Source organism: Enterobacter sp. 04-C-12-SI-ECC, assembly GCF_047530715.1.
Lineage (GTDB): Bacteria > Pseudomonadota > Gammaproteobacteria > Enterobacterales > Enterobacteriaceae > Enterobacter > Enterobacter bugandensis.
This window is the reverse complement of record NZ_JBLKDI010000012.1, coordinates 107715-134118: the sequence shown is the minus strand read 5'-3', so window position 1 is coordinate 134118 and position 26404 is coordinate 107715. Positions and strand designations below refer to the sequence as shown.

Annotated in this window: 24 protein-coding genes; 3 read left to right on the top strand and 21 right to left on the bottom strand. The window is 59.0% G+C overall.

Annotated features, from left to right (window positions below; genetic code table 11):
* Positions 1 to 165: 165 nt before the first annotated feature.
* Together serA and rpiA are read right to left on the bottom strand one after the other, a co-directional pair.
* Complete coding sequence (serA, locus tag ACMWL8_RS16150; RefSeq protein WP_041908347.1) at positions 166 to 1398, bottom strand: phosphoglycerate dehydrogenase; 1233 nt, start codon at positions 1396 to 1398, stop codon at positions 166 to 168.
* A 265-nt stretch (positions 1399 to 1663) separates the two neighbouring features.
* Complete coding sequence (gene rpiA / locus ACMWL8_RS16145) at positions 1664 to 2323, bottom strand: ribose-5-phosphate isomerase RpiA (RefSeq protein ID WP_003860091.1); 660 nt, start codon at positions 2321 to 2323, stop codon at positions 1664 to 1666.
* A gap of 127 nt (positions 2324 to 2450) precedes the next feature.
* Here rpiA and argP point away from each other — a divergent pair, with 127 nt between their 5' ends.
* Complete coding sequence (gene argP, locus ACMWL8_RS16140) at positions 2451 to 3344, top strand: DNA-binding transcriptional regulator ArgP (protein ID WP_003860089.1); 894 nt, start codon at positions 2451 to 2453, stop codon at positions 3342 to 3344.
* A gap of 43 nt (positions 3345 to 3387) precedes the next feature.
* On the opposite strand, the gene ACMWL8_RS16135 is transcribed toward argP, so the two are convergent.
* The 7 genes from ACMWL8_RS16135 to tkt all read right to left on the bottom strand — a co-directional run bounded on the left by ACMWL8_RS16135 (position 3388) and on the right by tkt (position 11755).
* On the bottom strand, positions 3388 to 4119 hold the full coding sequence (locus ACMWL8_RS16135) for an oxidative stress defense protein (RefSeq protein WP_028014336.1): 732 nt from the start codon (positions 4117 to 4119) through the stop codon (positions 3388 to 3390).
* Between the two features lie 92 nt (positions 4120 to 4211).
* Complete coding sequence (argO, locus tag ACMWL8_RS16130; protein WP_021242063.1) at positions 4212 to 4847, bottom strand: arginine exporter ArgO; 636 nt, start codon at positions 4845 to 4847, stop codon at positions 4212 to 4214.
* A gap of 145 nt (positions 4848 to 4992) precedes the next feature.
* A complete protein-coding gene (gene mscS / locus ACMWL8_RS16125; protein ID WP_003860082.1) occupies positions 4993 to 5847 on the bottom strand; it encodes a small-conductance mechanosensitive channel MscS in 855 nt (284 codons plus the stop codon).
* 186 nt (positions 5848 to 6033) lie between these two features.
* Positions 6034 to 7113 carry a class II fructose-bisphosphate aldolase gene (fbaA, locus tag ACMWL8_RS16120; RefSeq protein WP_008499731.1) on the bottom strand — a complete coding sequence of 360 codons (1080 nt, stop codon included), beginning with the start codon at positions 7111 to 7113 and terminating at the stop codon, positions 6034 to 6036.
* A gap of 92 nt (positions 7114 to 7205) precedes the next feature.
* On the bottom strand, positions 7206 to 8369 hold the full coding sequence (gene pgk, locus ACMWL8_RS16115; RefSeq protein ID WP_028014337.1) for a phosphoglycerate kinase: 1164 nt from the start codon (positions 8367 to 8369) through the stop codon (positions 7206 to 7208).
* A gap of 49 nt (positions 8370 to 8418) precedes the next feature.
* Positions 8419 to 9438: an erythrose-4-phosphate dehydrogenase gene (gene epd, locus ACMWL8_RS16110; RefSeq protein WP_045260751.1), complete on the bottom strand. Its 1020-nt coding sequence runs from the start codon at positions 9436 to 9438 to the stop codon at positions 8419 to 8421.
* Positions 9439 to 9763: 325 nt separating this feature from the next.
* Complete coding sequence (tkt, locus tag ACMWL8_RS16105; RefSeq protein WP_045260752.1) at positions 9764 to 11755, bottom strand: transketolase; 1992 nt, start codon at positions 11753 to 11755, stop codon at positions 9764 to 9766.
* 271 nt (positions 11756 to 12026) lie between these two features.
* Here tkt and ACMWL8_RS16100 point away from each other — a divergent pair, with 271 nt between their 5' ends.
* Positions 12027 to 12785 (top strand): M48 family metallopeptidase, encoded by a 759-nt coding sequence (locus ACMWL8_RS16100; protein ID WP_028014340.1) that lies wholly within the window; start codon positions 12027 to 12029, stop codon positions 12783 to 12785.
* 210 nt (positions 12786 to 12995) lie between these two features.
* Positions 12996 to 14264, top strand: coding sequence for an OprD family outer membrane porin (locus ACMWL8_RS16095; protein ID WP_045260753.1), 1269 nt, complete (start codon positions 12996 to 12998; stop codon positions 14262 to 14264).
* 75 nt (positions 14265 to 14339) lie between these two features.
* On the opposite strand, the gene ACMWL8_RS16090 is transcribed toward ACMWL8_RS16095, so the two are convergent.
* The 12 genes from ACMWL8_RS16090 to ACMWL8_RS16035 form a co-directional block, all read right to left on the bottom strand.
* On the bottom strand, positions 14340 to 15980 hold the full coding sequence (locus ACMWL8_RS16090) for a thiamine pyrophosphate-binding protein (RefSeq protein ID WP_045260754.1): 1641 nt from the start codon (positions 15978 to 15980) through the stop codon (positions 14340 to 14342).
* Between the two features lie 13 nt (positions 15981 to 15993).
* Positions 15994 to 17463, bottom strand: coding sequence for an aldehyde dehydrogenase (locus ACMWL8_RS16085; protein ID WP_045260755.1), 1470 nt, complete (start codon positions 17461 to 17463; stop codon positions 15994 to 15996).
* A 9-nt stretch (positions 17464 to 17472) separates the two neighbouring features.
* Positions 17473 to 18243 carry an aspartate dehydrogenase gene (locus ACMWL8_RS16080; protein WP_045260756.1) on the bottom strand — a complete coding sequence of 257 codons (771 nt, stop codon included), beginning with the start codon at positions 18241 to 18243 and terminating at the stop codon, positions 17473 to 17475.
* A 9-nt stretch (positions 18244 to 18252) separates the two neighbouring features.
* Positions 18253 to 19047: an SDR family oxidoreductase gene (locus tag ACMWL8_RS16075; protein ID WP_045260757.1), complete on the bottom strand. Its 795-nt coding sequence runs from the start codon at positions 19045 to 19047 to the stop codon at positions 18253 to 18255.
* Entirely contained in the window at positions 19031 to 19801 is a 771-nt protein-coding gene (locus ACMWL8_RS16070; RefSeq protein ID WP_045260758.1) for an alpha/beta fold hydrolase, read from the bottom strand. Before ACMWL8_RS16070 ends, ACMWL8_RS16075 begins: the two co-directional genes overlap by 17 nt.
* 9 nt (positions 19802 to 19810) lie before the next feature.
* Positions 19811 to 20341: a cupin domain-containing protein gene (locus tag ACMWL8_RS16065; protein WP_017382915.1), complete on the bottom strand. Its 531-nt coding sequence runs from the start codon at positions 20339 to 20341 to the stop codon at positions 19811 to 19813.
* Between the two features lie 10 nt (positions 20342 to 20351).
* The gene (locus ACMWL8_RS16060) at positions 20352 to 21608 is read right to left on the bottom strand and encodes an MFS transporter (protein ID WP_045260759.1); all 1257 of its coding nucleotides are present in this window, start codon (positions 21606 to 21608) and stop codon (positions 20352 to 20354) included.
* Positions 21609 to 21633: 25 nt separating this feature from the next.
* Positions 21634 to 22821, bottom strand: a complete 1188-nt coding sequence (locus ACMWL8_RS16055; RefSeq protein WP_045260760.1) for an NAD(P)/FAD-dependent oxidoreductase — start codon at positions 22819 to 22821, stop codon at positions 21634 to 21636.
* Positions 22818 to 23744 carry a VOC family protein gene (locus tag ACMWL8_RS16050; protein ID WP_045260761.1) on the bottom strand — a complete coding sequence of 309 codons (927 nt, stop codon included), beginning with the start codon at positions 23742 to 23744 and terminating at the stop codon, positions 22818 to 22820. The genes ACMWL8_RS16055 and ACMWL8_RS16050 overlap by 4 nt, the downstream gene beginning before the upstream one ends.
* A gap of 78 nt (positions 23745 to 23822) precedes the next feature.
* Positions 23823 to 24611, bottom strand: coding sequence for an IclR family transcriptional regulator (locus ACMWL8_RS16045; protein WP_028014350.1), 789 nt, complete (start codon positions 24609 to 24611; stop codon positions 23823 to 23825).
* Positions 24612 to 24623: 12 nt separating this feature from the next.
* Positions 24624 to 25373: an SDR family oxidoreductase gene (locus ACMWL8_RS16040; RefSeq protein WP_045260762.1), complete on the bottom strand. Its 750-nt coding sequence runs from the start codon at positions 25371 to 25373 to the stop codon at positions 24624 to 24626.
* On the bottom strand, positions 25373 to 26395 hold the full coding sequence (locus ACMWL8_RS16035) for an aromatic ring-hydroxylating oxygenase subunit alpha (protein ID WP_028014352.1): 1023 nt from the start codon (positions 26393 to 26395) through the stop codon (positions 25373 to 25375). Before ACMWL8_RS16035 ends, ACMWL8_RS16040 begins: the two co-directional genes overlap by 1 nt.
* Positions 26396 to 26404 lie beyond the last annotated feature (9 nt).

Below are 26404 nucleotides of genomic sequence, written 5' to 3'. Positions count from 1 at the left end.
ATGATGCGTAAGCTGGCGCAGGTGGCGTATGGCGTCCTGAAATCAGGACGCCCGTTCGATGCCACGTTGCATCAGGAAAATGCTTGCATGGCATAACAGTATCTACAAAAGCTCAACGTAGGTCGGGTAAGGCGTAGCCGCCACCCGACACCACAGACCGCACAATTAGTACAGCAGGCGCGCGCGAATCGTTCCCGGTATGGCCTTCATGCTCTGCAGCGCTTTCTCAGCAACATCTTCATCGGCTTCAATATCGATAACCACATAACCCATCTGCGAGTTGGTTTGCAGATACTGGGCGGCAATGTTAACGCTCTGCTCGGCAAAAATCTGGTTGATGGCGGTCAGCACGCCAGGACGGTTTTCGTGGATGTGCAGCAGACGACGACCGCCGTGCAGCGGCAGAGACACTTCCGGGAAGTTCACCGCAGAAAGCGTTGAACCGTTGTCGGAATATTTGCTCAGCTTACCCGCCACTTCCAGACCGATATTCTCCTGCGCTTCCTGAGTAGAACCGCCGATGTGCGGCGTCAGGATCACGTTGTCGAATTCGCACAGCGGAGAGTTAAACGGATCGCTGTTGGTGGCCGGTTCCGTCGGGAACACGTCGATGGCCGCCCCCGCCAGATGCTTACGCTTCAGCGCATCGCACAACGCAGGGATATCGACCACCGTACCACGCGCGGCGTTGATCAGCAGAGATCCCGGCTTCATCAGCGCCAGCTCTTCCGCGCCCATCATGTTTTTGGTGGAGGCGTTTTCCGGCACGTGCAGGCTGACCACGTCGCTCATGTTCAGCAGGTCAGACAGATGCTGTACCTGCGTCGCGTTACCCAGCGGCAGCTTGCTTTCGATATCGTAGAAGTAGACGTGCATCCCCAGCGATTCCGCCAGGATCCCCAGTTGGGTACCGATGTGGCCGTAGCCGATGATCCCCAGCTTTTTACCACGGGCTTCGTATGAGCCCGCGGCCAGTTTGTTCCACACGCCACGGTGCGCTTTGGCGTTAGCTTCCGGGATACCGCGCAGCAGCAGCAGCAGCTCGCCAATCACCAGCTCCGCCACGGAACGGGTGTTAGAGAACGGGGCGTTAAAGACCGGGATACCGCGTTTTGCGGCAGCGTTCAGGTCGACCTGGTTGGTGCCGATGCAGAAACAGCCAATAGCAACCAGCTTTTCTGCCGCGGCAATCACGTCTTCAGTCAGGTGGGTACGGGATCGCAGGCCAATGAAGTGGGCATCACGGATGGCGGCTTTCAGCTCTTCCGTGTCCAGCGCGCCTTTGTGAAATTCGATGTTGGTGTAACCCGCCGCACGAAGGCTATCAAGCGCTTTCTGGTGCACGCCCTCGACCAGCAGGAATTTAATCTTGTCTTTCTCCAGTGATACCTTTGCCATTTCCCCGACCCTGTTTTTATCTGAACTGATGTTGTGCTGGATTGAAATCCGCTGTAGCCAACATATCAAAAAAAACTATTGCAGCAATATGAACGTTTGCGTCGGCACTCTGAAGAAAAGTCATACAGGGCAAAATGACAGAGTAAAATGCTGAGGAAATTTACAAACGTGGCAGGATCGGCAAAAGAGGCGGAAAAGCGTGACACAAGTCACCAAATTTAGCTTTTAAAAATTTTTTAGCGGGGGGAGCACTCCCCCCGTCAGATCATTTTACGATGGTTTTCACACCGTCAGCCGTACCGATCAGCGCCACATCCGCGCCGCGGTTGGCAAACAACCCTACGGTGACGACGCCTGGAATGCCGTTGATGGCGTTTTCCAGCGCAATCGCGTCGAGAATCTCCAGACCGTGAACATCGAGGATGACGTTACCGTTGTCGGTGACCACGCCCTGACGGTATTCCGGACGGCCGCCCAGCTTAACCAGTTGACGGGCAACCGCACTGCGCGCCATCGGGATCACTTCAACCGGCAGCGGGAAATTACCCAGAATGTCGACCTGCTTGGAGGCATCCGCGATGCAGATGAACTTGTCCGCCACGGAGGCGATGATCTTTTCACGGGTCAGCGCCGCGCCGCCGCCTTTGATCATCTGCATATGGCCGTTGATTTCATCCGCGCCATCAACGTAAATGCCCAGACGATCCACTTCGTTGAGATCGAAAACGGTAATGCCGAGGCTTTTCAGCTTTTCCGTGGACGCATCGGAGCTGGAAACCGCGCCCTCGATCTGCCCCTTCATCGTGCCCAGTGCATCGATAAAGTGCGCCGCCGTTGACCCCGTACCAACACCGACAATGGTCCCTGGCTGTACGTACTGGAGAGCGGCCCATCCTACTGCTTTTTTCAGTTCATCCTGCGTCATGATCGTTTTGCCTGTGGTGTGAAAACTCAGGGCGCATTATAGAACACGTCGAATGGATTTCGTCTGTCAGGAAGGGAAAATTGTGTCATAGTGCAGATTAAGCAAAATTTAGGAGCCAGCCAGAGCAATGAAACGTCCGGACTACAGAACACTACAGGCACTTGATGCAGTTATTCGTGAACGCGGCTTTGAGCGCGCAGCGCAAAAGCTGTGCATCACCCAGTCCGCCGTATCACAACGTATCAAACAGCTTGAAAACATGTTCGGGCAGCCGCTGCTGGTGCGTACCGTACCGCCGCGCCCAACGGAGCAAGGTCAAAAGCTTCTCGCCCTGCTGCGTCAGGTTGAACTGCTGGAAGACGAGTGGCTGGGTGACGAACAAACGGGTTCCACGCCGCTGCTGCTCTCGCTGGCGGTGAACGCCGACAGTCTGGCGACCTGGCTGCTGCCGGCTCTTGCGCCGGTGCTGGCCGACTCCCCTATCCGCCTGAATCTTCAGGTCGAAGATGAAACCCGCACCCAGGAGCGCCTGCGTCGCGGCGAAGTGGTTGGGGCGGTCAGTATCCAGCCTCAGGCCCTGCCAAGCTGTCTTGTCGATCAGCTGGGCGCGCTCGACTACCTGTTTGTCGGTTCAAAAGCCTTTGCGGAGCGCTACTTCCCGAATGGCGTCACCCGCGCCGCGCTGCTGAAAGCCCCTGCCGTGGCGTTCGACCATCTGGACGATATGCACCAGGCGTTTTTGCAGCAAAACTTCGATCTGCCGCCGGGCAGCGTGCCGTGTCATATCGTTAACTCGTCCGAAGCCTTTGTGCAGCTGGCGCGTCAGGGCACCACCTGCTGCATGATCCCGCATTTACAGATTGAGAAAGAGTTGAAAAGCGGTGAGCTGATTGACCTGACGCCGGGGCTGTATCAGCGCCGGATGCTCTACTGGCACCGTTTTGCGCCGGAAAGCCGCATGATGCGCAACGTGACTGATGCGCTGCTGGCATTTGGACATAAGGTGTTGAGACAGGATTAAAATGAAAAGCCGGGTGGCGGCTACGCCTTACCCGGCCTATTGATTATTGTGCAGGTTTCGGCTGTGCTGCAACGGGTTCCAGCTGGAACACCACATCAACCTGATCGTCGAACTGAATCGTTGGCTGCTCGTAGGTTTCCTGAGCAGAAACCGGCGCGGCGTCCGCCTTCATCATCCGAACCATCGGGCTTGGCTGGTAGTTAGAGACGTGGTAACGCACGCTGTATACCGGGCCAAGCTTGCTCTTGAAGCCAGACGCCAGCTGTTCCGCCTGATGAATGGCATCATCAATTGCCGCTTTACGCGCTTCGTCTTTGTATTTCTCCGGTTGCGCAACGCCCAGCGACACGGAACGGATTTCGTTCAGGCCGGCCTTCAGCGCACCGTCCAGCAGAGAGTTCAGCTTGTCCAGCTGACGCACGGTCACTTCCACAGTGCGCACGGCGCGATAGCCTTTCAGGATACTTTTGCCGTTCTGGTAGTCGTAATCGGGCTGGGTACGCAGGTTCGCAGAGCTGATGTCTTTTTTAGCAACACCGTTCTGTTCCAGGAAAGAGAGATATTGCGCAACACGATCGTCTGCCTGTTTTTTGGCGGAAGCGGCATCTTTTGCCGCCACGTTCACTTCAATTGCCAGGGTTGCAACATCCGGTACCGCGTCCACGCTTGCGGTGCCTGACGTGACGATGTGCGGGCCATCCGGCAGTTCACTTGCCTGCGCCGACACCGCACCGAAACTTACTAATGCCGCGAGGGCCATCACTTTAAACTTCACTGTCATTCCTCCATGTTGCGAAGAGTGCCCCAACAACAGGGCTCATGCCAGCAAGCTTAGCGGGTCTTGCTCAGTTGTCCATAAGACAAGGATTAGTTGAACAATTCCTGGACGTGGTGAATGCCCTCTTTTGCCAGCTGAAAAGCAATAAACCACATCACCAGCCCCACCAGGGTATTAATAATGCGCTGGGCTTTGGCAGTCCGCAGACGAGGCGCCAGCCATGCCGCCAGAATGGCGAGACCGAAGAACCAGAGGAAAGAGGCGCTAACCGTGCCGAGCGCAAACCAGCGTTTCGGCTCAACGTCCAGCTGTCCGCCCAGGCTGCCCAGCACTACGAAGGTATCGAGGTAGACGTGCGGATTTAGCCAGGTGACCGCCAGCATGGTGACGATAATCTTCCAGCGGCCCTGCTTCATGACTTCCGCGCTCGCCAGTTCGAGGTTGCTGCTCATCGCCGTTTTCAACGCACCGAATCCGTACCACAGCAGAAACGCCACGCCACCCCAGGTCACCAGCGCCAGCAGCCAGGGGGACTGCATCAGCAGCGCGCTGCCGCCAAAAATGCCGGCGCAAATCAGCAGCAGATCGCTCACCGCGCACAGCAGGGCAATCATCAGATGATACTGGCGGCGAATGCCCTGATTCATTACGAAGGCGTTTTGCGGGCCGAGGGGTAAAATCATGGCCGCACCTAAGGCAAGCCCTTGAAAATAATAAGATAGCATGACGATTTTCTCGCAGTGTTGTTCTGGAGGCTGACTATACTGCGCGAATCACATTAGAGGAAATGGATAATATTAATTGGGTATTAGCGGAGCTTATGAAAGTAAAGCCCGGTGGCGCGAGCGCTTACCGGGCCTACGGGTGACGTTATTCTGCTTCTTTGACTTTTTTGACGTTTACGTCCATCTGCGGGTAAGGGAAGCTGATGCCGTTGGCGTCGAAATCGCGCTTGATGCGCTCCAGCACATCCCAGTAAACGTTTTGCAGATCGCTGCTTTTGCTCCAGATACGCACCACGAAGTTAATAGAGGAAGCACCCAGTTCGTTCAGGCGAACCGTCTGCTCGCGGTCCTTCAGAATGCGGTCGTCAGAGGCGATGATATTCGCGATCAGCGACTTCACCTGATCGATATCGGAATCATACGCCACGCTGATGATTAGCTCGTTACGACGCACCGGCTCGCGGGAGAAGTTAATGATATTGCCCGCAATGATTTTCCCGTTCGGTACCACCACAATACGACCATCGACGGTACGCAGGGTGGTAGAGAAAATCTGTACCTGCAACACGGTACCGGCGATGCCGCCAAGGTCAACATATTCACCGGAACGGAACGGACGGAAAGTCACCAGCAGTACGCCCGCCGCCAGGTTTGAAAGCGAGCCCTGCAGTGCCAGACCAATGGCCAGACCGGCGGCACCAAGAACGGCAATCACGGAGGCGGTTTGCACCCCAACACGGCCCAGTGCGGCAATCAGCGTGAAGGCGATAATGCCGTAGCGCACCAGTGCGGAGAGGAAGTCAGCCACCGTGGCGTCAATGTGTCGCGCGACCATCACACGGTTGACGGCGTTCGACACGATACGCGCCACGATCATCCCGACGATGATGATGGCAATCGCCGCGACAATGTTCACGGCATAGCTCAGCAGCAGGGCCTGGTTGCGCACCAGCCAGTTGCCGGCGTTATTGATGCTGTCTACAACATCGAGTTGTTCCATTTATTCTTCCTTTTGTTAAACCAAAACACAAAATCCATCCCCCATGGAGACAGGCAGGTCAGTAAAGGGTAAACAAAAAGCACCGGCTTTGCCAAACAGATCACAAAAACAGGTCTGACAGGGTATTGAAAAAACATAAAAAAAGGCCCGCATTTGCGGGCCTTCTGATGCTGTTAGCAGTTCAAATTACAGAACGTCGATTGCGTTCAGTTCTTTGAAAGCCTGCTCCAGACGGGTCACCATGGACGTCTGAGCAGCGCGCAGCCATACGCGTGGATCGTAGTATTTCTTGTTCGGCTGGTCTTCGCCTTTCGGGTTGCCCAGTTGGCCCTGCAGGTAAGCTTCGTTCGCTTTGTAGTACTGCAGGATACCGTCCCAGGTTGCCCACTGGGTGTCAGTATCGATGTTCATTTTCACTACGCCGTAGCTTACGGAGTCTTTGATTTCCTGAGCAGAAGAACCGGAACCGCCGTGGAAGACGAAGTTCAGGCTGTTGTGCGGCAGGTTGTGTTTCTTGGAAACGTATTCCTGAGAATCGCGCAGGATGGTCGGGGTCAGAACCACGTTACCTGGCTTATAAACGCCGTGCACGTTACCGAAGGACGCTGCAATGGTGAAGCGCGGGCTGATTTTGCTCAGCTCGGTGTAAGCGTAATCAACGTCTTCTGGCTGGGTGTACAGGGCAGAAGCGTCCATGTGGCTGTTGTCCACGCCGTCTTCTTCACCACCGGTGCAACCCAGTTCGATTTCCAGGGTCATGTCCATTTTGGCCATGCGCGCCAGGTACTTAGAGCAGATTTCGATGTTTTCGTGCAGTGACTCTTCAGACAGGTCGATCATGTGAGAAGAGAACAGTGGCTTACCGGTTGCCGCGAAGTGTTTTTCACCCGCGTCCAGCAGACCGTCGATCCACGGCAGCAGTTTCTTCGCGCAGTGGTCAGTGTGCAGGATAACTGGAACACCGTAGTGTTCAGCCATCTGGTGAACGTGGTGCGCACCAGAGATAGCACCCAGGATAGCAGCACCCTGAGGAATGTCAGTTTTCACGCCTTTACCTGCGATGAACGCAGCGCCGCCGTTAGAGAACTGAACGATAACCGGTGCTTTAACTTTTGCAGCGGTTTCCAGTACGGCGTTGATGGAGTCGGTACCTACGCAGTTAACTGCTGGCAGAGCGAAGTTGTTTTCTTTAGCTACCTGGAACACTTTCTGTACGTCATCACCAGTGATAACGCCAGGTTTTACGAAATCAAAAATTTTAGACATGTTGCTTAGTCCTGTATCTTCGGCCGTTAGAAAAGGTGCGAGCTCTTAAAAGCGCGCTGAAAATTGGGCAGGTTTCCCTGCCCTTGAATGGCTTACTTCTTAGCGCGCTCTTCGAGCATTGCTACTGCTGGCAGTACTTTGCCTTCCACGAATTCGAGGAATGCGCCGCCACCAGTGGAGATGTAGGAGATCTTGTCAGCGATACCGAACAGGTCGATTGCTGCCAGGGTGTCACCACCGCCTGCGATAGAGAACGCTTCGCTGTCTGCGATTGCGTTAGCCACGATTTCAGTCCCTTTGCGGAAGTTCGGGAATTCGAACACGCCAACAGGACCGTTCCACAGGATAGTTTTTGCGTTTTTCAGGATTTCAGCCAGTTTCTGTGCAGAAACGTCGCCCAGGTCCAGAATCTGCTCTTCGTCTTTGATGTCGTTTACAGATTTCAGGGTCGCGGTTGCGGTTTCGGAGAACTCGGTCGCCACGCGAACGTCAGTTGGAACCGGGATATCACAGGTACCCAGCAGGCGTTTGGCTTCGTCAACCAGGTCTGCTTCGTACAGGGATTTACCCACGTTGTGGCCCTGAGCGGCAACGAAGGTGTTCGCGATACCACCGCCCACGATCAGCTGGTCAGCGATTTTAGACAGGGAATCCAGAACGGTGAGTTTGGTAGACACTTTAGAACCACCAACGATAGCGACCATTGGGCGAGCAGGTTCTTTCAGTGCTTTACCCAGTGCTTCCAGTTCGTCAGCCAGCAGAGGACCCGCACACGCGACGTCTGCGAATTTACCGATACCGTGGGTAGATGCCTGCGCACGGTGCGCAGTACCGAATGCATCCATCACGAATACGTCGCACAGTGCAGCGTATTTTTTGGACAGGGTTTCGTCGTCTTTCTTTTCGCCTTTGTTGAAGCGAACGTTTTCCAGAACAACCAGCTCACCTTCGGCAACGTCTACGCCGTCCAGGTAATCTTTAACCAGGCGAACCGGGTTGGACAGTTTGTCTTTCAGGTAATTAACAACCGGCAGCAGAGAGAACTCTTCGTTGTACTCGCCTTCAGTTGGACGGCCCAGGTGGGAGGTGACCATCACTTTAGCGCCCTGCTTCAGAGCCAGTTCAATGGTTGGCAGAGATGCACGGATACGCGCGTCGCTGGTCACTTTGCCATCTTTAACCGGTACGTTCAGATCGGCACGGATGAAAACGCGTTTACCTGCCAGATCCAGATCGGTCATCTTAATTACAGACATGGTGAATCCTCTCGTTGATTCTTAAAGTTTTGCAAGCGCAAGGTGCGCTCTACCTGAAACCTTTTGCGGCCATGGCTAACGTGGTGTCGAGCATTCGGTTAGCAAAGCCCCATTCGTTATCACACCAGACCAGCGTCTTGATAAGGTGCGCACCACTGACTCGCGTCTGCGTGCCATCCACGATGGCGCTGTGCGGGTCGTGGTTAAAATCTACTGAGACCAACGGTAATTCCGTATAGTCAACTATACCATGAAATGCTCCCTGTGCCGCTTTTTGCAGCAACAGGTTGACTTCACAGGCTTTTACCGGTTTTTTCACCGTCACGCTGAGGTCGATTGCGGTGACGTTTATCGTCGGAACCCGCACGGCAATCGCTTCGAAACGGTCATTAAACTGCGGAAAAATTCGGGTGATCCCTGCAGCCAGTTTCGTGTCCACCGGGATGATTGACTGGCTCGCCGCGCGAGTGCGTCGTAAATCCGGGTGATAGGCGTCGATAACCTGCTGATCGTGCATGGCGGAGTGAATCGTGGTTACGGTGCCGGATTCAATGCCATACGCATCGTCTAACAGTTTGATGACCGGAATAATGCAGTTGGTGGTGCAGGAGGCGTTGGAAACAATGCGGTGCTCGGCTTGCAGCTCATGCTGGTTGACGCCAAACACGACGGTCGCGTCGAGGTCGTGACTGCCGGGATGAGAAAACAGGACTTTCTTCGCGCCTGCTCTCAGATGCGCTTCGCCGTGTTCGCGGTTGCCATACACACCGGTACAGTCAAGCACGACATCCACACCCAGTTCACGCCAGGGTAGCCCGGAAATGCTGTTCTCATGCAGCACACGAATAGCGTCATCACCCACAAAAAGCTGATCTCTTTCCTGGCGCACATCCCAGGCGAAGCGTCCGTGGCTGGTGTCATACTTCAATAAATGCGCCATGCCAGCAGCATCCGCCAGTTCATTGATTGCCACCACGGTGATTTCCGCCCGACGTCCGGATTCATACAAAGCACGAACCACATTACGCCCGATGCGACCGAAGCCATTAATCGCTACGCGTACGGTCATAGATCTCCTGCAAAGCAATCCCTGAGTTTGAGGTGGCTGAAAGAGTAATCCAGCGACGCCCGAAGGGGAATCTTTGCTATCACAAACTGCGATTGATTGGTCAATTGTCGAACATTTAATCGACTGAAACGCTTCAGCAAGAATAAGCGAATCGGGGAATAAAAGGAATGTCTGTCCAGATGAATAAGCGAGCTATATGACTTGCGTCACATTTTCGTTGGAATAATGACGCAAAAAAAGCCGGGTAAGTGCTAGCGCTTACCCGGCCTACTTTTGAGCCATTTGTAGGCCCGGTCAGCGTAAGCGCCACCGGGCAAAACGGCGATTACAGCAGTTCTTTCGCCTTAGCGACCACGTTCTCAACGGTGAAGCCGAACTCTTCGAACAGCTGTTCTGCCGGAGCAGACTCACCGAAGGTGGTCATACCGACGATAGCGCCGTTCAGACCCACGTATTTGAACCAGTAGTCAGCAATACCCGCTTCCACCGCCACGCGAGCGGAAACCGCTTTAGGCAGTACAGATTCACGGTAAGCCGCATCCTGCTTGTCGAACGCATCGGTAGACGGCATGGAGACCACGCGCGCCTTCACGCCTTCGGCAGTCAGTTTTTCCCATGCTGCTACAGCCAGTTCAACTTCAGAACCGGTCGCGATGAAGATCAGCTCAGGCTGGCCCGCGCAATCTTTCAGCACGTAGCCACCGCGGGCGATGTTTGCCAGCTGCTCAGGGGTACGCTCCTGCTGCGCCAGGTTCTGACGGGAGAGGATCAGCGCGGTCGGGCCGTCCTGACGCTCAACGCCGTATTTCCACGCCACCGCAGATTCAACCTGGTCACATGGACGCCATGTGCTCATGTTCGGGGTTACACGCAGGGAAGCTACCTGCTCTACCGGCTGGTGAGTTGGACCATCTTCGCCCAGACCGATGGAGTCATGGGTGTAGACCATCACCTGACGCTGTTTCATCAGCGCAGCCATACGCACGGCGTTACGTGCATATTCCACGAACATCAGGAAGGTAGAGGTGTACGGCAGGAAACCACCGTGCAGAGCGATACCGTTCGCGATAGCGGTCATACCGAACTCACGTACACCGTAATGGATGTAGTTACCGGCACTGTCTTCGTTGATTGGCTTAGAACCAGACCACAGGGTCAGGTTAGAAGGCGCCAGGTCAGCGGAGCCGCCCAGGAATTCTGGAAGCAGCGGACCGAACGCTTCAATCGCATTCTGAGATGCTTTACGGCTGGCGATTTTAGACGGGTTCGCCTGCAGCTTCGCGATGAATTCGTTGGCTTTAGCGTCGAAGTCAGACGGCATATCGCCTTTCATACGACGGGTGAATTCAGCCGCTTCCTGTGGGAACGCCTTCGCATAGGCAGCGAATTTCTCGTTCCAGGCCGCTTCTTTCGCCTGGCCCACTTCTTTAGCATCCCACTGAGCATAGATCTCAGACGGGATTTCGAAGGCAGGGTGTTTCCAGCCCAGTGCTTCACGGGTCAGTGCGATTTCCGCGTCGCCCAGCGGTGCGCCGTGGGAGTCATGGGTGCCCGCTTTGTTCGGAGAACCGAAGCCGATGATGGTTTTGCACATCAGCAGGGACGGTTTGTCGGTGACTGCGCGAGCTTCTTCTACTGCACGTTTAATCGAGTCAGCATCGTGGCCGTCAACACCACGCACAACGTGCCAGCCGTAGGCTTCGAAACGTGCGGCGGTGTCGTCAGTGAACCAGCCTTCAACGTGACCGTCGATGGAGATACCGTTGTCGTCGTAGAACGCCACCAGTTTGCCCAGCTTCAGGGTACCAGCCAGGGAGCACACTTCGTGAGAAATGCCTTCCATCATGCAGCCGTCGCCCAGGAAAGCGTAGGTGAAGTGGTCAACGATGTCATGGCCAGGACGGTTGAACTGCGCCGCCAGGGTCTTCTCGGCAATCGCCATACCCACAGCGTTAGCAATGCCCTGACCCAGCGGGCCGGTGGTGGTTTCTACGCCAGCGGTGTAGCCCACTTCCGGGTGACCTGGAGTTTTGGAGTGCAGCTGACGGAAGTTTTTCAGCTCTTCGATTGGCAGATCGTAGCCGGTGAGGTGCAGCAGGCTGTAGATCAGCATAGAGCCGTGGCCGTTAGACAGCACGAAACGGTCGCGGTCAGCCCATGCCGGGTTCTGCGGGTTGTGGTTAAGGAAATCACGCCACAGGACTTCGGCGATATCAGCCATACCCATAGGGGCACCCGGGTGGCCGGATTTGGCTTTCTGTACTGCGTCCATGCTCAGCGCACGAATAGCATTAGCAAGCTCTTTACGTGAGGACATTTTAACTCCAGATCGGACTGTTAAAGGCCATGCCCTTGACGACAGCGCGTTTTGGGCTACGCCGGAAAAAAGTGCCAACAATGTAACCCAAGCCGCAGGGCATGTACATGGACCATTCTTTTGCAGCTTAAGAAATCTCTGGATCATGCTCGCATGTTGCGCAATCTGCTCGCCCGCGCCTGTAGATATTCCTTATACTTATCCCGCCCCGGCTTCGTTGCGGGGGCACTTTTCGGATTTTATTCAGTTTAACGAGTACGGAAGCAACCTCATGAAAATGCGTGCAATAGTGCTGGCCCTGGGTACAACGCTCGTGCTGAGCGGCTGTCAGAATATGGACTCTAACGGTCTGATGACCTCAGGTGCAGAAGCCTTTCAGGCCTACTCCCTGAGCGACGCGCAGGTTAAAGCGCTGAGCGATCAGGCCTGTAAAGATATGGACGGAAAAGCCACGCTTGCGCCGGCTGACAGTACCTACACACAGCGTCTGAATAAGATTGCTTCCGCGCTCGGCGATAACATCAACGGCCAGCCGGTGAACTACAAGGTTTACATGGCGAAAGACGTCAACGCCTTCGCGATGGCTAACGGCTGTATCCGCGTCTACAGCGGGCTGATGGATATGATGACCGACAACGAAGTGGAAGCGGTTATCGGCCATGAAATGGGTCACGTTGCGCTCGGCCACGTGAAGAAAGGGATGCAGGTTGCCTTAGGCACCAACGCCATTCGCGCGGCGGCGGCCTCTGCGGGCGGCATCGTTGGCAGCCTGTCCCAGTCGCAGCTTGGTGACGTAGGTGAAAAACTGGTTAACTCCCAGTTCTCGCAGCGTCAGGAGTCCGAAGCGGACGACTACTCCTACGATCTGTTGCGCAAACGCGGTATTAATCCATCCGGTTTAGCCACCAGCTTCGAAAAGCTGGCAAAACTGGAAGCGGGTCGCCAGAGCTCCATGTTTGACGATCACCCGGCCTCAGAAGCGCGCGCGCAGCATATTCGCGACCGAATGGCCGCTGACGGAATTAAATAATTTTGGAAGGAGGCAATTTTGCCTCCTTTTTATTTCGCATGAATTGCTAACTAAATCGCATGTATCGGTAACACCTCAGAAAGCCCCGTCAAATCTACCCTTTCCGGCTGAAACGTCTGGTCACATATTTATTGCAATCGTTAATCTTTCCGGTAATTATCAAACGCGCAGTAATTCAATTTAATATATTAAGACAGAGACGTTCCCTCCGTGAAAAAAGAATTATCGTTAATTGCTTTAAGTTTATTCGCCGCATTACCCGCCGCTGCAAGCCAGCAATCTGACAGCAAGGGTTTTATCGACGACAGCCATTTAGACCTGTTTTTACGCAATGCGTATATCAGCCGTGACTACCATCAGGGCCAGCAGGATAAAGCCGAATGGGGTCAGGGGATCATCGCCACCTTTGAATCCGGCTATACCGAAGGGCTGGTGGGCTTTGGCGTGGACGGCATCGCGCAGTACGGCGTGCGCCTGGACGGCGGTCGCGGCAAGAGCGGCGCGGGCGGTATCGACTTCTTTAAACAGGAAGACGATGGCCGGGCCAAATCCGATTTAGCGAAATTTGGCGCTACCGCCAAAATGCGGATCTCGAATACCGTGCTGAGCTACGGTAACCAGCGTCCTGAACTGCCTATCGTTAACGCCGACAGCTCCCGCCTGCTGTTTGAAAGCTACACCGGTGCCATGCTGACCTCGAAAGAGATCGACGGCCTGGAAGTGAACGCCGGTTATTTCACCGACGAGCAGCGTAAAAGCGACGACCGCCACGACAGCGGCCTGAAAAGCCTGACTTTCGGTGGCGCAAGCTACCAGTTCAACGACCAGTTCAGCGGCGCGCTATACGCCTCTCATAACGAAGAGGTGATGAACAAACAGTACCTGGGGCTGAATTTCAAACAGCCGTTCAGCACCGGGCAGCAGCTGGTGCTCGACTTTAACGGCTATAACTCGCGTCTGGATCAGGGCTACGCTGACAGCCTCGACACTGGCCGCAGCAACACCATCTGGAGCCTGGCGGCGAGCTACATCTGGGATATTCACACGTTCAAAGTGGCGTACCAGCAGAGCAGCGGCAGCACAGGCTATAACTACGGCGGATATCGCGACAAGGGCGGCGTGGGCGACGGCGGCAACACCATCTGGCTCGCGAACTCCTACTGGTCTGACTTTAACGGTGAAGACGAGCGCTCATGGCAGGCATCCTACGGTCTGGACTTCGCGGGTCTCGGCCTGCCGGGCCTGAGCTGGACCACCGCCTACGTGCGCGGCGACAATATCAAGACCTCTGAAACCAGCAACGGCAAAGAGCACGAGTGGTTTAACCAGATCCAGTACCAGGTGCAGGATGGCCCGGCAAAAGATCTGAAGCTGAAACTGCGCTACTCCGTGCTGCGCGTCTCCAGCAACGCCAGCGACTATAACGTGGGCGGGGACGAGATCCGCGCTTACGTGGAATACCCGTTTAACGTGTTCTGATAAAACAAGCCGGGTGGCGGCTTCGCCTTACCCGGACTACGTTTTCTCCCTCTCCCCGTGGGAGAGGGGAAACAGCTAGTAAAGCGTTTTCTGCGGCGGCCCTGCAAACTTCAGCGCGCCAATCTGACCCATCCGCACTTCCACTACCGACGGTCCCGGCATCGCCAGCGCCTCCGTCATCACGGCTTCAAAATCCTCTGCCCGCTCAACGCTCCACGCCTGCAGGCCAATTGCCTGTGCCAGCAGGGTAAAGTCCGGCGTATGCAGTTCGTTATAATACTGTCGCCCGCCGAAGTACTTATCCTGAATGCCGCGCATCACGCCGTAGCCCCCGTCGTTCATGATCAGCAGCGTCACGTTAGCTTTCTCCTGCGCCAGCGTCGCCAGCTCGCCTAAATTCAGGCTCAGGCCACCGTCGCCCACCAGCCCCACCACCTTACGCTGCGGGTTGGCAATCGCGGTACCAATCGCCATTGACAGCCCCATGCCAATCGCCCCGGCAAGAGAGTGAATGTTCATCAGCGGACCGTTAGCGCGGAACAGACGACTGCCCCACAGGCTGCCGGAAACGGTGATATCGCGCACCAGCAGGCCGTCCTGCGGCAGGGCTTTTTCAATGGCGTCGTTGAGCTTCGCATAGGCGCCGCACTGCTCGCGCAGGCCCTGTCCAGCCTGCAATACCGCCTGCTGCACCTGCGCGTCCCACTGGGCGTTGCCCCACTCGCGGCCCTGCGCTTTTTCAGCCAGCGCGCCAAGCAGCGCTGAACAGTCGGCTATCAGCGTATTATCCATCAGGTAGTTACGGCTCGCCGCCGCCGGGTCGATATCTATCTGCACCCGCGGAGACGGCAGCTCAAGCGTCCAGGAGCGGGTTTCGTTGCTGCGCAGGCGTGAACCGGCGACCAGCGTAAAATCACACTGCGAAATAAGCGCCTCAACCGACGGCGAGTTGTGGAACGCGCGCAGGCTGGCACGATGGCCGTCCGGCAGCACGCCGCGCGCGTGGGTGCTGGAGATCACCGTCACGCCCGCATCCGCCAGTTTTTTCACCGCGTCAGCGCTTCCCAGCGCCCCGCCGCCCAGCCACAGCAGCGGCTGTTTAGCCTGCCTGAGCTGCGCCCATAAAGCATCCACCATCGCGGGATCCACAGCTGCAACCGAAGCTGGTTTCACCGGTGCGGTCACCAGAGACAGAGGAATTTTAGCCCCCTGAATATCAATCGGAATTTCCACAGAGACCGGCCCGCACGGCGGCATCTGCGCCTCCTGAATCGCTTTATGCAGAATCGCTATCGCCTGGCTGGCATTGCTGATGCGGTACGCCCGTTTTGAACTGGCCTTCAGGAAGGTCAGCTGGTCGCGGGTCTCATGGATAAACCCGGTGTCGGCGTCCAGCCAGGCCTTCTCAACCTGTCCGGTTAAATGCAGCAGCGGCGTGCAGGCGTTCATCGCCTCCACCAGCGCGCCTACCGCGTTCCCCGCCCCCGCGCCGGTGCTGGTCAGCGCCACGCCGAGGCCGGAAAACCGCCCGTGGGCGTCAGCCATGGTGACGGAACCCGCCTCGCCGCGCGCGGGCACGAAGCGGATTTTTCCCCGCTGCCCTACCGCATCCGCGATCGGCAGGTTGTGAATGGAGATGACGCCGTAGATGGCCTCAACCTGATACTGCTCCAGCGTTCTGGCGATGGCGTCGCCGACGGTTATCATTTCGCTCATTGCTCACCCTTTCTCAGTCGCACCAGTGGTTGACGCTGTTACCCGTCGCCAGATAAATGCTCTTTTGCTGCATCCAGGCTTTCAGCCCCTGAATGCCCTTTTCGCGGCCCAGACCGCTCTCTTTAAAGCCCCCGAACGGGGTCGAAATCGCAAAAACTTTGTAGGTGTTGATCCACACCGTACCGGCCTCCAGCTGCTCGCTCAGGCGCAGCGCCCGCCCGGTGTCGCGGGTCCAGATCCCTGCCGCCAGGCCGTAAACCGAGTCGTTCGCCTCGCGGATCAACGCCGCTTCATCGCGAAACGGCATCGCCACCAGCACCGGGCCGAAGATCTCCTCCTGGCAGGCGCGGGCGCCGTTCGTCAGCCCTTCGATAATGGTCGGCTGGAAGAAGCTGCCGTTTGCGAGCGCCGGATCCGCCGGGATCTCCCCGCCGCACAGCACCCGGCCCCCTTCGCGCTTCGCCAGCTCGACGTATTCCTGCACGCTCTGGCGATGTTTCTCATTGATCAGCGGCCCAACGTGAACGCCGTCGGTGAAGGGGTGCCCTACGCGCAGTCCGCGAGTTAACTCCAGCAGCCGCGCCATCAGCGGCGCGTACAGGCTTTCGTGGATAAACAGCCGGGACCCGGCGATGCACGCCTGCCCTGCTGAGCTGAAAATGCCGTAGCAGATCCCACGCGCGGCCTGCTCAACGTCGGCATCCTCCAGCACGATGGTCGGGGATTTTCCGCCCAACTCCAGCGACGCCGGAATAAGCTTTTCCGCGGCCACGTGCGCCAGATGGCGGCCAGTGGCGGTGCCGCCGGTAAAGGAAATTTTTCGCACGCGGGGATGGCGCGCCAGCGCGTCGCCAATCACCGAGCCTTTGCCCGGCAGCACGCTCAGCAGCCCGGCGGGCAGCCCGGCCTGTTCAAAAATGCGCGCCAGCTCAAGCGCCATCAGCGGCGTGGCTTCGGCTGGCTTGAGGATCACCGCGTTCCCGGCGGCGATGGCCGGGGCGACCTTCTGCATCTCGCTGGCAATGGGCGAGTTCCACGGCGTGATAGCCGCCACCAAGCCGAGCGGCTCATAGCGGCTTAGCGTCAGCAGATCCGGCTGGCGCGGCGTGGGCAGCTCCCCTTCCAGCAGCTCGCAGGCGGCGGCGAAGTAGCGGGCCGTTCCCGCCGCGCTCATCACCAGCCCGCGCGCCTCCGCCAGCGGCTTGCCGTTATCCCGGCTCTGCATCTGCGCCAGCTCGTCAGCGCGGGACTCAATCAGATCCGCCACCTTGTGCAGGATCTTCGCCCGCACGTGCGGCAGGCTGTTGCGCCAGACTGGATCGCGCCACGCGCGCTCGCCGGCCTCGATCGCGTCGTGCAGATCGTCAAGGTTTGCCGCGTTCAGCGTCGCATTGAGCGACCCGTCAGCCGGAAAATGGTTCTGCATCGGGTTGCCGCCGCCGCGTCGCCACTGGCCGCCGATAAAAATCTTCAGATCGTCCATCGTCACTCCTTAGCTCAGGGCCAGCTCGCGGCAGGCGCGCACCGCGCTGAGTGCCGCCAGGGTGGAGGTTTTAGGGTTAGACGCCAGCGGCAGCCCGCTCAGCTCCAGATGGAATTCGCCAAACAGCCCTTCTACGTGCAGCGTGTGGGTGTTACGTTTCGTTGCCGGATCGACCATCAGTTGCACGCGGGTGTCGTCCATCCCGACGCCGCCGAGCGCCACGGTCGCCGCCACGTTGGCGTTCGCCGGGAACAGCCGCGCCGCCTCGCGGGCGCTGCCTTCGAAGAAGACTTTCGCTTCTGACACTGCGTTAAGGTCGATAAGCTGCTCGGCGTAGCTGCCGCGCCAGCTGGCCGGGCTTTTGCGCGACTGATAGGTGACGCGCTCAAGCCCGCCCTCTTTCGCCGCCGCCAGCCCGTCGATGCCGGCCACCGCCCCGGAAAGCAGCGTCAGCTTTCCGCCCGCCGCGAGCAGGCGCTGCTCCAGCGCGCTGTCCGCCAGCGCGCCGGTGGAAATGACCGCCAGATGCCAGCCGCGGCGTAGAATCGCTTCGCCGTACTGCGCAACCGCCTGCTGGCTGGCGCACTCCAGCACCAGATCGGGCGTTTGAGCGCACGCCATCGGCGAGGTCAGCGCCTCGACCGCATCGCCAAACTGGTCGCGAATGGCGGCATGGTGAGACGCGCGCGCCACGATCCAGCCGATAGCCACGCCGGCGGGCAGACGCTCAATCACCGCCTGCGCCATGGCGCCATAACCAATTAACATTACCTTTTTCATGATGCGTCCTTACAGATGGCGGCAAAAGCCGCCGGAAACGTCCAGCGCCGCGCCGGTGGTAAACGAGGCCAGCGGCGAGGCGAGGAACAGCAGCGCCTGCGCGGGCTCCTGCGGCTTGCCGAGGCGCGCCATCGGAATGCCGCGCTTGCGCGCGATCTCCGCCGTCCACTCCGGCCAGCTCTGGCTTTTGTCCGCCCGGCTTTCAAAGCGGCGCTGCCACTGGCCGGACTCGACCATACCGAGCAGTATGGAATTGACGCGAATCCCTTTGCCTACCAGCTCTTTCGAGAGCGTGAGCGTCATGTTCAGCAGCGCGGCGCGGGCTGCCGACGTGGCGATCATGTGCTCCTCCGGCTGCAGCGCCAGCAGGGAGTTCACGCAGGTGATGGAGGCGATGTCGGACCGTTCCAGCAGCGGCTGAAACGCCTGCACCGGATTAATGACGCCAAACAGTTTGAGTTCGGCTTCGTGCAGCCACGCCTCGCGAGGGGTGTCATGGAAGTGCGCCACGTAGCCCTGACCGGCGTTGTTGATCAGCATATCCGCCGCGCCAAAGCGCGCCTGCACAGCATCCGCGAAGGCCTGCACCTCGTCGGCGCTCAGCACATCGCAGCGGTATGAGAAAATTTCCCCGTCAGGATAGTCGTTTTGCAGCGTCGCATGGGCGCTGGCGAGACGGTCAGGATCGCGGCCGCAGAAGGCGACTTTTGCCCCTTCGCCCAGCAGCAGGCGCAGCGTTTCAAAGCCAATGCCGGACGAACCGCCGGTAACGACCGCTACGCGGCCGTCAATGTGTGCATTCATCGCGCACCTCTTCGTTAATGCGTAAAAGCTGTTGATTAAAAAACGCGTCGTTATCGAGATAGCTCGCGTGCCCGGCCTGCGGAATTGCGGTAAACGGCATGCCGTAGCGCAGCGCCAGCCCCTGTACCAGCTCGGGCTGCGTGATCGCGTCCTGCTCGCCGCACCAGACTTCAAATTGTCCGGCGTAACGCTTAAGCCAGCCGTGAATGTCATCATGCGCCAGCATCCACGCGGCAGCGAGGTAGCCTTCGGGGCGCAGCCTGCGCATGCCCGCCGCGACGGTGGCGATATCTTCTGCACGCGCGCCGGGGCGCAGCAGCTTCGCGGCGCGGGTCTGGGCGAGGATGTCGCCACCGAGCGCCATCTGCTGCTCGCGATTACGCCAGACCTGCTCTCGCTGCTCCGGCGCGGCATTACCGTAGCCCTGCGCGGCGTCCGCCAGCACCAGATGAATGACGCGTTCAGGGAACTTCGCCGCAAACGCGCTGGCCACCAGCGCCCCCAGGGAATGGCCCACCAGTACCGCCTGCCAGACGCCTGCGCGGTCGAGCATCGCCGCCAGCGCGTCGGCGTAATCTCCGGCGTTCGCCCGCTCAACCGCCAGCATCGGGCTTTCGCCGTAACCGGGCATGTCCCACGCCAGCACGCGAAAACCGTTCAGCGTCATCTGCTTATGCCAGGACGCAGCGCCAGAGCTGATCCCGTGCAGCAGCATCAGCGGGATGCCGCTTCCCTGTTCACGAAAAGCCGTCATGTCGCCCCCTTAGTTCCGCTTCACTTTTGAGAGCGGATGATCGGAGGGATAGGTCGGGATTTCCGGCTTGTTGGTTCCCAGCATGACGCACATCAGCGCCTCTTCTTCCCCGTGGTTAAACAGGCCGCGATAGATGCCCGGCGGGACGGAGATCAGGTCACGCTCGCGCAGCACGGTTTCGGTGTAGTTGTCGCCGTCCTGGATCATCAGCGTGATCTGCCCTTTGAGCATGAAGAACACCTCCTCCACGTCGTCGTGCAGGTGCAGCGGCCCTTCGCACTTCGACGGCAGCACCATGGTGGAGAAGGTAAAATGGTCCGCCTGCACGGTGTTGGTGTCGTTCGCCACGCCCGTTGCCCCGGTGCCGATGTAGCGCATCTGCGCCCGGCGGTATTTCGGGTCAAAATCGGCCTGGAACTTCAGCGCGTTCCAGTCGTATTTACGGCCTTCGAAGCGCGCGATGCGCGACTCGACCCACTCTTCCATCGTCAGGTGGTCAGGTTTGATGCCTGTTTTGTTGGTTACGGTTGAATCAGTCATGACACTCTCCTCAGTAACGTCTCAGCAGCGGCAGTAACAGGACGCAGCCCACCGCCGCCATCACCGCCAGAAAAATCAGCCCGGAATCCATGCTGTGGGTGAAAGCGATCAGCGCGCCCATCACCGCTGGCGACAGCGCGCCCGCAAAGTTTCCCAGCCCGTTGAAAATGCCGCCCGCCGTGGCGCTCACCCGGGGATGGGTGGCTTTCGCCAGCAGGGCGAAAATGTTGGGGGCGCCGGTGCCCCACATAAAGGTGCTGAAGCTCATCGCCGCGATGATGGCAAGCGGGGTGTCGAGGTGCATCACCGCCGCCAGGCCTACCGCCGCCCCCGCCATCGAGATAAAGCAGGCCGCCGCGCGCTTATCGACCCGGTCAGAGAGCCACGCGCCAATCACCTCTCCCGCCAGCATGGCGATGAACGGCATCGACGACAGCCAGCCCGCGTGCTCCAGGTGGATGCCTTTGCCCTTAATTAAGTAGCCAGGCAGCCAGCCGTTGATGCCCCACAGGTAGGTCAGGAACGCGATGTTAAAGATGCAGATGATCCAGAAGTGCGGGCTAACAAACAGCTCGCGCCGCGCCGCGCGCCGCTCGTCCCGGGACGCCTGCGAGGTGCCGGGTTTTGCTTCCAGACGGATCCCGCGCAGGCCAACGCGCACAAAGATAAGCACCGGCACGGTCAGCATTGCCATCACAAAGAAGGTGCTCTGCCAGCCGAAGGTGTTCAGCAGCCAGAGGGAGAGCGGGAAGCCAATCGCCGCCCCTACCGGCGTGCCCAGCAGCCACAGCATGGTGGCGCGCGCCTGTAAATGCTGCGGGAAGTTGTGGCGCACGATGGCGAAAGCCAGCGGGAACAGCGGCCCTTCCGCCACGCCCAGAAGGATGCGCAGGACGATCATCAGCGTGTAGTTATGGGTAAAACCCATCGCCACCATCAGCACGCACCAGATCGCCATCATCCCGGTGAGCAGGCGCAGCGGCGCGATTTTGTCGCCTAAACCGCTCAAAAATACCGACGAAAAGCCGTAGCTCAGCAGGAAGGCGCTCATCAGAATGCCGAGGCGCGTGGTGTCAAAATCGATGCCCATCGCCTGCTGGAAATGGGTGTCGGAAAAGAGCGCCGCGATGCTGATTTTGTCGAAAAAGGCCAGCAGCACGCAGGCCAGCAGCGACAGCGGGATGGCCCAGCGCACCGCTTTTTCAGGCGTGCGGGTTCCCTCACCGCTCGCCTCGACGGGCGCGGTGTTGGTCTCTAATGTGGTCATGTCTCCCCCTACAGGTGCGGGTTAGCTATCGCAGTGACATCAGTGAAAAAGCCGGATCGGCGAGCGGTACGTCCGACAGGTCCCGCCCAGCCGCCATCCAGCGCTTCGCCAGCTTGACGGTGCGCGCATCGTTGAACGCCACCAGCTGCGTTAGCCGACCGTTGTCGTCCAGCGAGAAGTACAGCGCCTCTTCACGCACTATCGTTCGGCTGCCCGGCTGCGGAATGCCGAGGATCTGGATGTTGTGCTGATATTGATCCGACCACAGCCACGGCGCGTCGTCGTAGCCTGGCGCATCGGGGTTAAGCATCGCTTTCGCCGTCGCCACCGCCTGATTCTGGGCGAAGGCCCAGGACTGAATGCACAGGCCGTAGTGATGGTGCTGCGCCACGTCGCCGGCGGCAAAGATGAACGGATCGGACGTGCGTCCCTGGGCGTCCACCACGATCCCCCGCTCGGTGCGAAGTCCCGCATCGCGCGCCAGCTCCAGATTGAGATCGACGCCGATCCCCACCACCACCGCATCAAAGGTTTCACGCTGACCGTCGCAGTGGATGACCGGCAGGCCATTATTATCCTCCAGCTCCAGCGCGCCGCAGCCGGTACGGATATCTACCCCCTGTTCGCGATGGATGGCTTCTAAGCGCTGCGACACCTCGCCGCTCACCGAGCGCATGCACAGCGCGGGCTGCTGCTCGAACAGCGTGACCGCCACGCCGCTTTTGCGCGCGGAAGCGGCAATCTCAAGGCCGATCCAGCCGCCGCCGACAATCGCCAGTTTTTTACTTTCCGCCAGGCGCGCCTTCAGGCGCTGCGCGTCCTGCCAGTGGCGCAGAGTGTAGACCTGCGGGTCCGCCGCCCACGCCTGCGAAGGCAGGCGCGCCCGCCCGCCGGGGGCCATTAAAAGAATGTTGTAACTAAGATGTTCGCCGTTGCTCAAACGCACGGTTTTCGCTTCGCGATCGACTGATTCAGCACGCAGCGGGCGGTACCAGGTCAGGTTCAACGCCTGCTGTGCTTCTTCGCTAAACAGCCGCGGGAGCGCCGCGTCCGGCTCCAGCAGAGACGCTTTCGACAGCGGCGGACGTTCGTAGAAATCCCACTCCTCTTCCGCCACTACGCAGATCTCGCCGTCGAAGCCCTCGTCGCGCAGGGTTTTCGCCGCCCAGCCGCCCGCCTGACCGCCACCGATAATGACAATGCGCGACGTCATACCGCCTCCGGCTTTTTCTGCTGACGGCGGGTGTCGTGGTCAATCCCACCTTCTACCGCCCATTCGGTAAAGGAGACCAGGGAGTGCTCCAGCTCGCGCGGCTGCCAGTTTTCCGTCAGATAGTCGTCGTTGGTGTAATACTCAAACGCGCCGCCGGTCGGGCTATTGACGTACCAGAAGTACGCCGACGACACCGGATGGCGGCCCGGCCCGATAAAGGTGCTCCATTCATTTTTATTCATCGCGATACCGCCGCCGATCACCTCGTGGATGTCGCGCACGGTGAAGGCCACGTGGTTGAGGCCGCGCTTGCGGTTCGGCAGCTGCAGCAGGAACAGGTTGTGATGTCCGCCGCGCGCCCCGCAGCGCAGGAACACGGCGCGGTTGATGTAGCGGTCCGAAACCTGGAAGCCGAGCACCTCGCGGTAGAATTTCTCCACCGCCGCCAGCTCTTCTACGAAGAACACCACGTGCCCGACGTTGATCGGCTGCGCGCGATCGTAAACCGGGCTGGGCGTGTCGATGCGGCGGGCGTCGCCCCACTGGTTGATCGGCTCAACGTTCAGCTCAACGTCGGTCTGCTGGCTGACCTGCACACGCAGGGCCATGCCGTTCGGATCGAGGCATTCCAGCGCGTCCCCCACTTCGCGGAAGCCGGGCTGCTGCGCAAGCTTCGGGCGCAGCGCGTCAAGATCGGACTGGCTGGCAACCGCCCAGGTCATGCGGCGCAAGGTGTTGCCCGCTTCAAACGCCGGCGGCAGGTCGGGGCTGTCGATGGGGTTCAGCTCCACGCGCGCGCCGCTCAGGGTGGTAAAACGCTGGCCGCTGGCATCGCCCGTCAGGCCAAAATCACGCATAAATTTGGCGCAGTGCGTCAGGTCTTCCACGCCAAATTCCAGCTTTTCAATTCCGGTTACACTCATCGTTCGTTGCCTCATCTGGCCCAAATTGGGCGTAAAACATGCCCGACGCAGTCAAGCGCCTGACGTTAACTCACTGATTTAGCTGGCCTGTGACAAATACCCTAAGAAGCCAGAAATTTTATCCGCCGCGAGGCGAACCTCGTTTTGCAGCCGCTCACGGTCGGTCTGCGGGATCTCTTCCGACGGCACCAGAATGCTGACCACCGCCGCCACGCGTCCGCTTCGGTCATACACCGGGTAGACGATGGAGGAGATGCCGTGGCGGAAGAAGGATTCGCCGATGACAAACCCGCGGGCTTTGTCCTGTTGCACCATCTGCCACAGGGCCTCGCGGTCGTGAAGCTGCCCCGGCGTGTTGCCCGGCAGGCGCTCGTGCGGGAACAACTGTTCGAAATCGGCGCGGGAAATATCGGTCAGCAACATGCGGCCCAGCGAGGTGCAGTGCACCGGCAGGCGGGTGCCAATGCTGACCTGATTGATGCGCGACCCGGCGGCGCTGACGCGGGCGATGTAGATAATGTCGCGCCCGTCGCGGATCGCCAGATGGCTGCTGCACTGGCTCACGTCGCGCAGCTGCTCGATCACCGGCTGGCCGACCTGCGCCACGTCCAGCGAGGCGATGTACTCAAAGCCGAGACGCAGCACGTTCATGCCCAGCGAAAAGGTATTGGTGCGCGCGTTGCGCTCCAGAAAGCCCATGTACTCCAGCGTCTGCACCACGCGATAGGCGGTCGCCTTCGGCATATCCACCAGCCGGTGCAGCTCGGCAAAGGTCAGATCGCGATGCTGCTCGCCAAAGGCCAACAGCAGCTGTAAACCGCGCTCCAGCCCCGGCACCAGATACTTCACTTCCTGATCGTTTGCCATAATCGCTACACCTTAGTTAAAGACAAAACCGCCGTTGACCGGGATCAGCTGCCCGGTGATAAACCGCGACAGATCGCTTAACAGCCAGACCACGCTGCCGGTGACGTCTTCCGCCTGCTGCGCGCCGGTTAACGCGCGGCCATTTTCGTAGAGCTGATGGCGCTCGGCCGGAACATATTCGGTCGCCTCGACGCGGGTTAACCCCGGCGCGATGGCATTAATGCGTATACGCTTTTCACCCAGTTCGCGCGCCATTGAGCGGGTCATGGCAATCACGGCGCCCTTGCTGGCGACGTAGGCCATCAGGCGCGGCGCGCCCCACAGCGCGGTGTCGGACGCAACGTTCACGATACCCGCGCCCTCGCGCAGCAGCGGCACCGCGGCGCGCGTCACCAGCCAGGTGCCTTTGACGTTAACGCTCATCACCCGATCCCAGAGATCCGGATCGTAATCGAGCATATTTTTGCCGCCGACGCCCGTCGCCATCGCCGCGTTGTTCACCAGGCCATCGATCTGACCCCGCTCGCCAATCGCGCTGAACACCTGCTCAATGGACTGTGGATCGGCCAGATCGATAACGTGCGGTTCGATCGCATAGCCCCGCTCGCTCAGGGCGTGGGCGCTTTCGGCCAGCTCGCCCTTGAGGATGTCGCATATCACCACCGCTGCGCCCTGCTCCGCGCAGGCTTTGGCAAAGTGAAAGCCCAGCCCGCGCGCGGCGCCGGTTATAACGATGCGCTTGCCGCTCAGCAGCCCGTTCATCAGGCGGCTCCCTGCTGTTCTTCGCGCATCGCCAGCTGCTCTTTGGCGGCCTTTTGCATCATGCGGCGCAGGCGCGAGAGGCCGACGTCGTGCTGATACAGGTATTCATGGTCGCGGGCGTTTGGCGCCAGGCTTTCCAGCACCACGCGGTCCTGCTCCAGCACTTCCCAGTGCAGTTTTTCCAGACGGTTGCGGTACATGAAGCGCCACATGTCGCGCTGCCAGCCCTGCACCCGGCGAATGCGCCAGAAGAAGACGCGGCAGTTGTCGTTATCTTCCGGCACCACCATGCCGACGATAAAGAAGTGGCCGCCCGGCCCGAAACGCTTCTTGTACGGAATGGAGAGGCGCATCCAGCAGGTGCCGCTGTTGCCCAGCTCCACCCAGTCAAAGTTGACGCCGCTCTGCCCTTTCTTCTCGAAGATAAAGCCGGTTTTGGTCGGCTGGAGCACCATGTCGGCCTTGCGATCCCCTTCCGCCATTGAGTGCGACGAGGAGTGCAGATAGGTGCCGTGCATCGGGTCCATCACGTTTTCCAGCGCGTACTGGTAATTGCATTTCCACGCGGCGGTGCAGAGGAAGTTGCTGAAGCTGTCCGTATCGGCGAGCTCGTCCGGGAAGGTCAGCTCGTCCGGCTGCTGGTCTGCGGTGACGCCAAACCACAGGAAGATTGCGCCGTGCGCCTCCTGCACGTTGTAGCTGCGCACGCACTGCTGGCCGACCAGCGGGCATTTGTCCACGGCGGGCACGTCTTTCACCTCGCCGTTGCCCGCGACCTCCACGCCGTGATACCAGCAGGCAATGCGGTCGCCAAGGTTCCAGCCCATCGACAGGCGTGCGCCGCGGTGCGGACAGCGGTCCTCCAGCGCCTGCACCTGGCCGTCTTTGTTGCGCCAGACCACAATCTGTTCGCCCAGGCGGGTAATGCCCACCGGTGCAGACTGCACCTCCCAGCTCGCCAGCACCGGATACCAGAGGCCGCGCAGACCTTTATCGAGATAGTGTTGTACGGTAGTCGTCATCGTGTTGCC

Excerpts from the sequence above, each read along its gene's own strand:
- ACMWL8_RS16070 (WP_045260758.1), bottom strand. The coding sequence starts at position 19,801 with ATGACGGCTTTTCGTGAACAGGGAAGCGGCATCCCGCTGATGCTGCTG.
- ACMWL8_RS16075 (WP_045260757.1), bottom strand. The coding sequence starts at position 19,047 with ATGAATGCACACATTGACGGCCGCGTAGCGGTCGTTACCGGCGGTTCG.
- argP (WP_003860089.1), top strand. The coding sequence starts at position 2,451 with ATGAAACGTCCGGACTACAGAACACTACAGGCACTTGATGCAGTTATT.
- pgk (WP_028014337.1), bottom strand. The coding sequence starts at position 8,369 with ATGTCTGTAATTAAGATGACCGATCTGGATCTGGCAGGTAAACGCGTT.
- ACMWL8_RS16090 (WP_045260754.1), bottom strand. The coding sequence starts at position 15,980 with ATGAGCGAAATGATAACCGTCGGCGACGCCATCGCCAGAACGCTGGAG.
- ACMWL8_RS16035 (WP_028014352.1), bottom strand. The coding sequence starts at position 26,395 with ATGACGACTACCGTACAACACTATCTCGATAAAGGTCTGCGCGGCCTC.
- ACMWL8_RS16050 (WP_045260761.1), bottom strand. The coding sequence starts at position 23,744 with ATGAGTGTAACCGGAATTGAAAAGCTGGAATTTGGCGTGGAAGACCTG.
- rpiA (WP_003860091.1), bottom strand. The coding sequence starts at position 2,323 with ATGACGCAGGATGAACTGAAAAAAGCAGTAGGATGGGCCGCTCTCCAG.
- ACMWL8_RS16080 (WP_045260756.1), bottom strand. The coding sequence starts at position 18,243 with ATGAAAAAGGTAATGTTAATTGGTTATGGCGCCATGGCGCAGGCGGTG.
- tkt (WP_045260752.1), bottom strand. The coding sequence starts at position 11,755 with ATGTCCTCACGTAAAGAGCTTGCTAATGCTATTCGTGCGCTGAGCATG.
- ACMWL8_RS16055 (WP_045260760.1), bottom strand. The coding sequence starts at position 22,821 with ATGACGTCGCGCATTGTCATTATCGGTGGCGGTCAGGCGGGCGGCTGG.
- ACMWL8_RS16045 (WP_028014350.1), bottom strand. The coding sequence starts at position 24,611 with ATGGCAAACGATCAGGAAGTGAAGTATCTGGTGCCGGGGCTGGAGCGC.
- ACMWL8_RS16060 (WP_045260759.1), bottom strand. The coding sequence starts at position 21,608 with ATGACCACATTAGAGACCAACACCGCGCCCGTCGAGGCGAGCGGTGAG.
- mscS (WP_003860082.1), bottom strand. The coding sequence starts at position 5,847 with ATGGAACAACTCGATGTTGTAGACAGCATCAATAACGCCGGCAACTGG.
- serA (WP_041908347.1), bottom strand. The coding sequence starts at position 1,398 with ATGGCAAAGGTATCACTGGAGAAAGACAAGATTAAATTCCTGCTGGTC.
- fbaA (WP_008499731.1), bottom strand. The coding sequence starts at position 7,113 with ATGTCTAAAATTTTTGATTTCGTAAAACCTGGCGTTATCACTGGTGAT.
- argO (WP_021242063.1), bottom strand. The coding sequence starts at position 4,847 with ATGCTATCTTATTATTTTCAAGGGCTTGCCTTAGGTGCGGCCATGATT.
- ACMWL8_RS16100 (WP_028014340.1), top strand. The coding sequence starts at position 12,027 with ATGAAAATGCGTGCAATAGTGCTGGCCCTGGGTACAACGCTCGTGCTG.
- epd (WP_045260751.1), bottom strand. The coding sequence starts at position 9,438 with ATGACCGTACGCGTAGCGATTAATGGCTTCGGTCGCATCGGGCGTAAT.
- ACMWL8_RS16040 (WP_045260762.1), bottom strand. The coding sequence starts at position 25,373 with ATGAACGGGCTGCTGAGCGGCAAGCGCATCGTTATAACCGGCGCCGCG.
- ACMWL8_RS16065 (WP_017382915.1), bottom strand. The coding sequence starts at position 20,341 with ATGACTGATTCAACCGTAACCAACAAAACAGGCATCAAACCTGACCAC.
- ACMWL8_RS16085 (WP_045260755.1), bottom strand. The coding sequence starts at position 17,463 with ATGGACGATCTGAAGATTTTTATCGGCGGCCAGTGGCGACGCGGCGGC.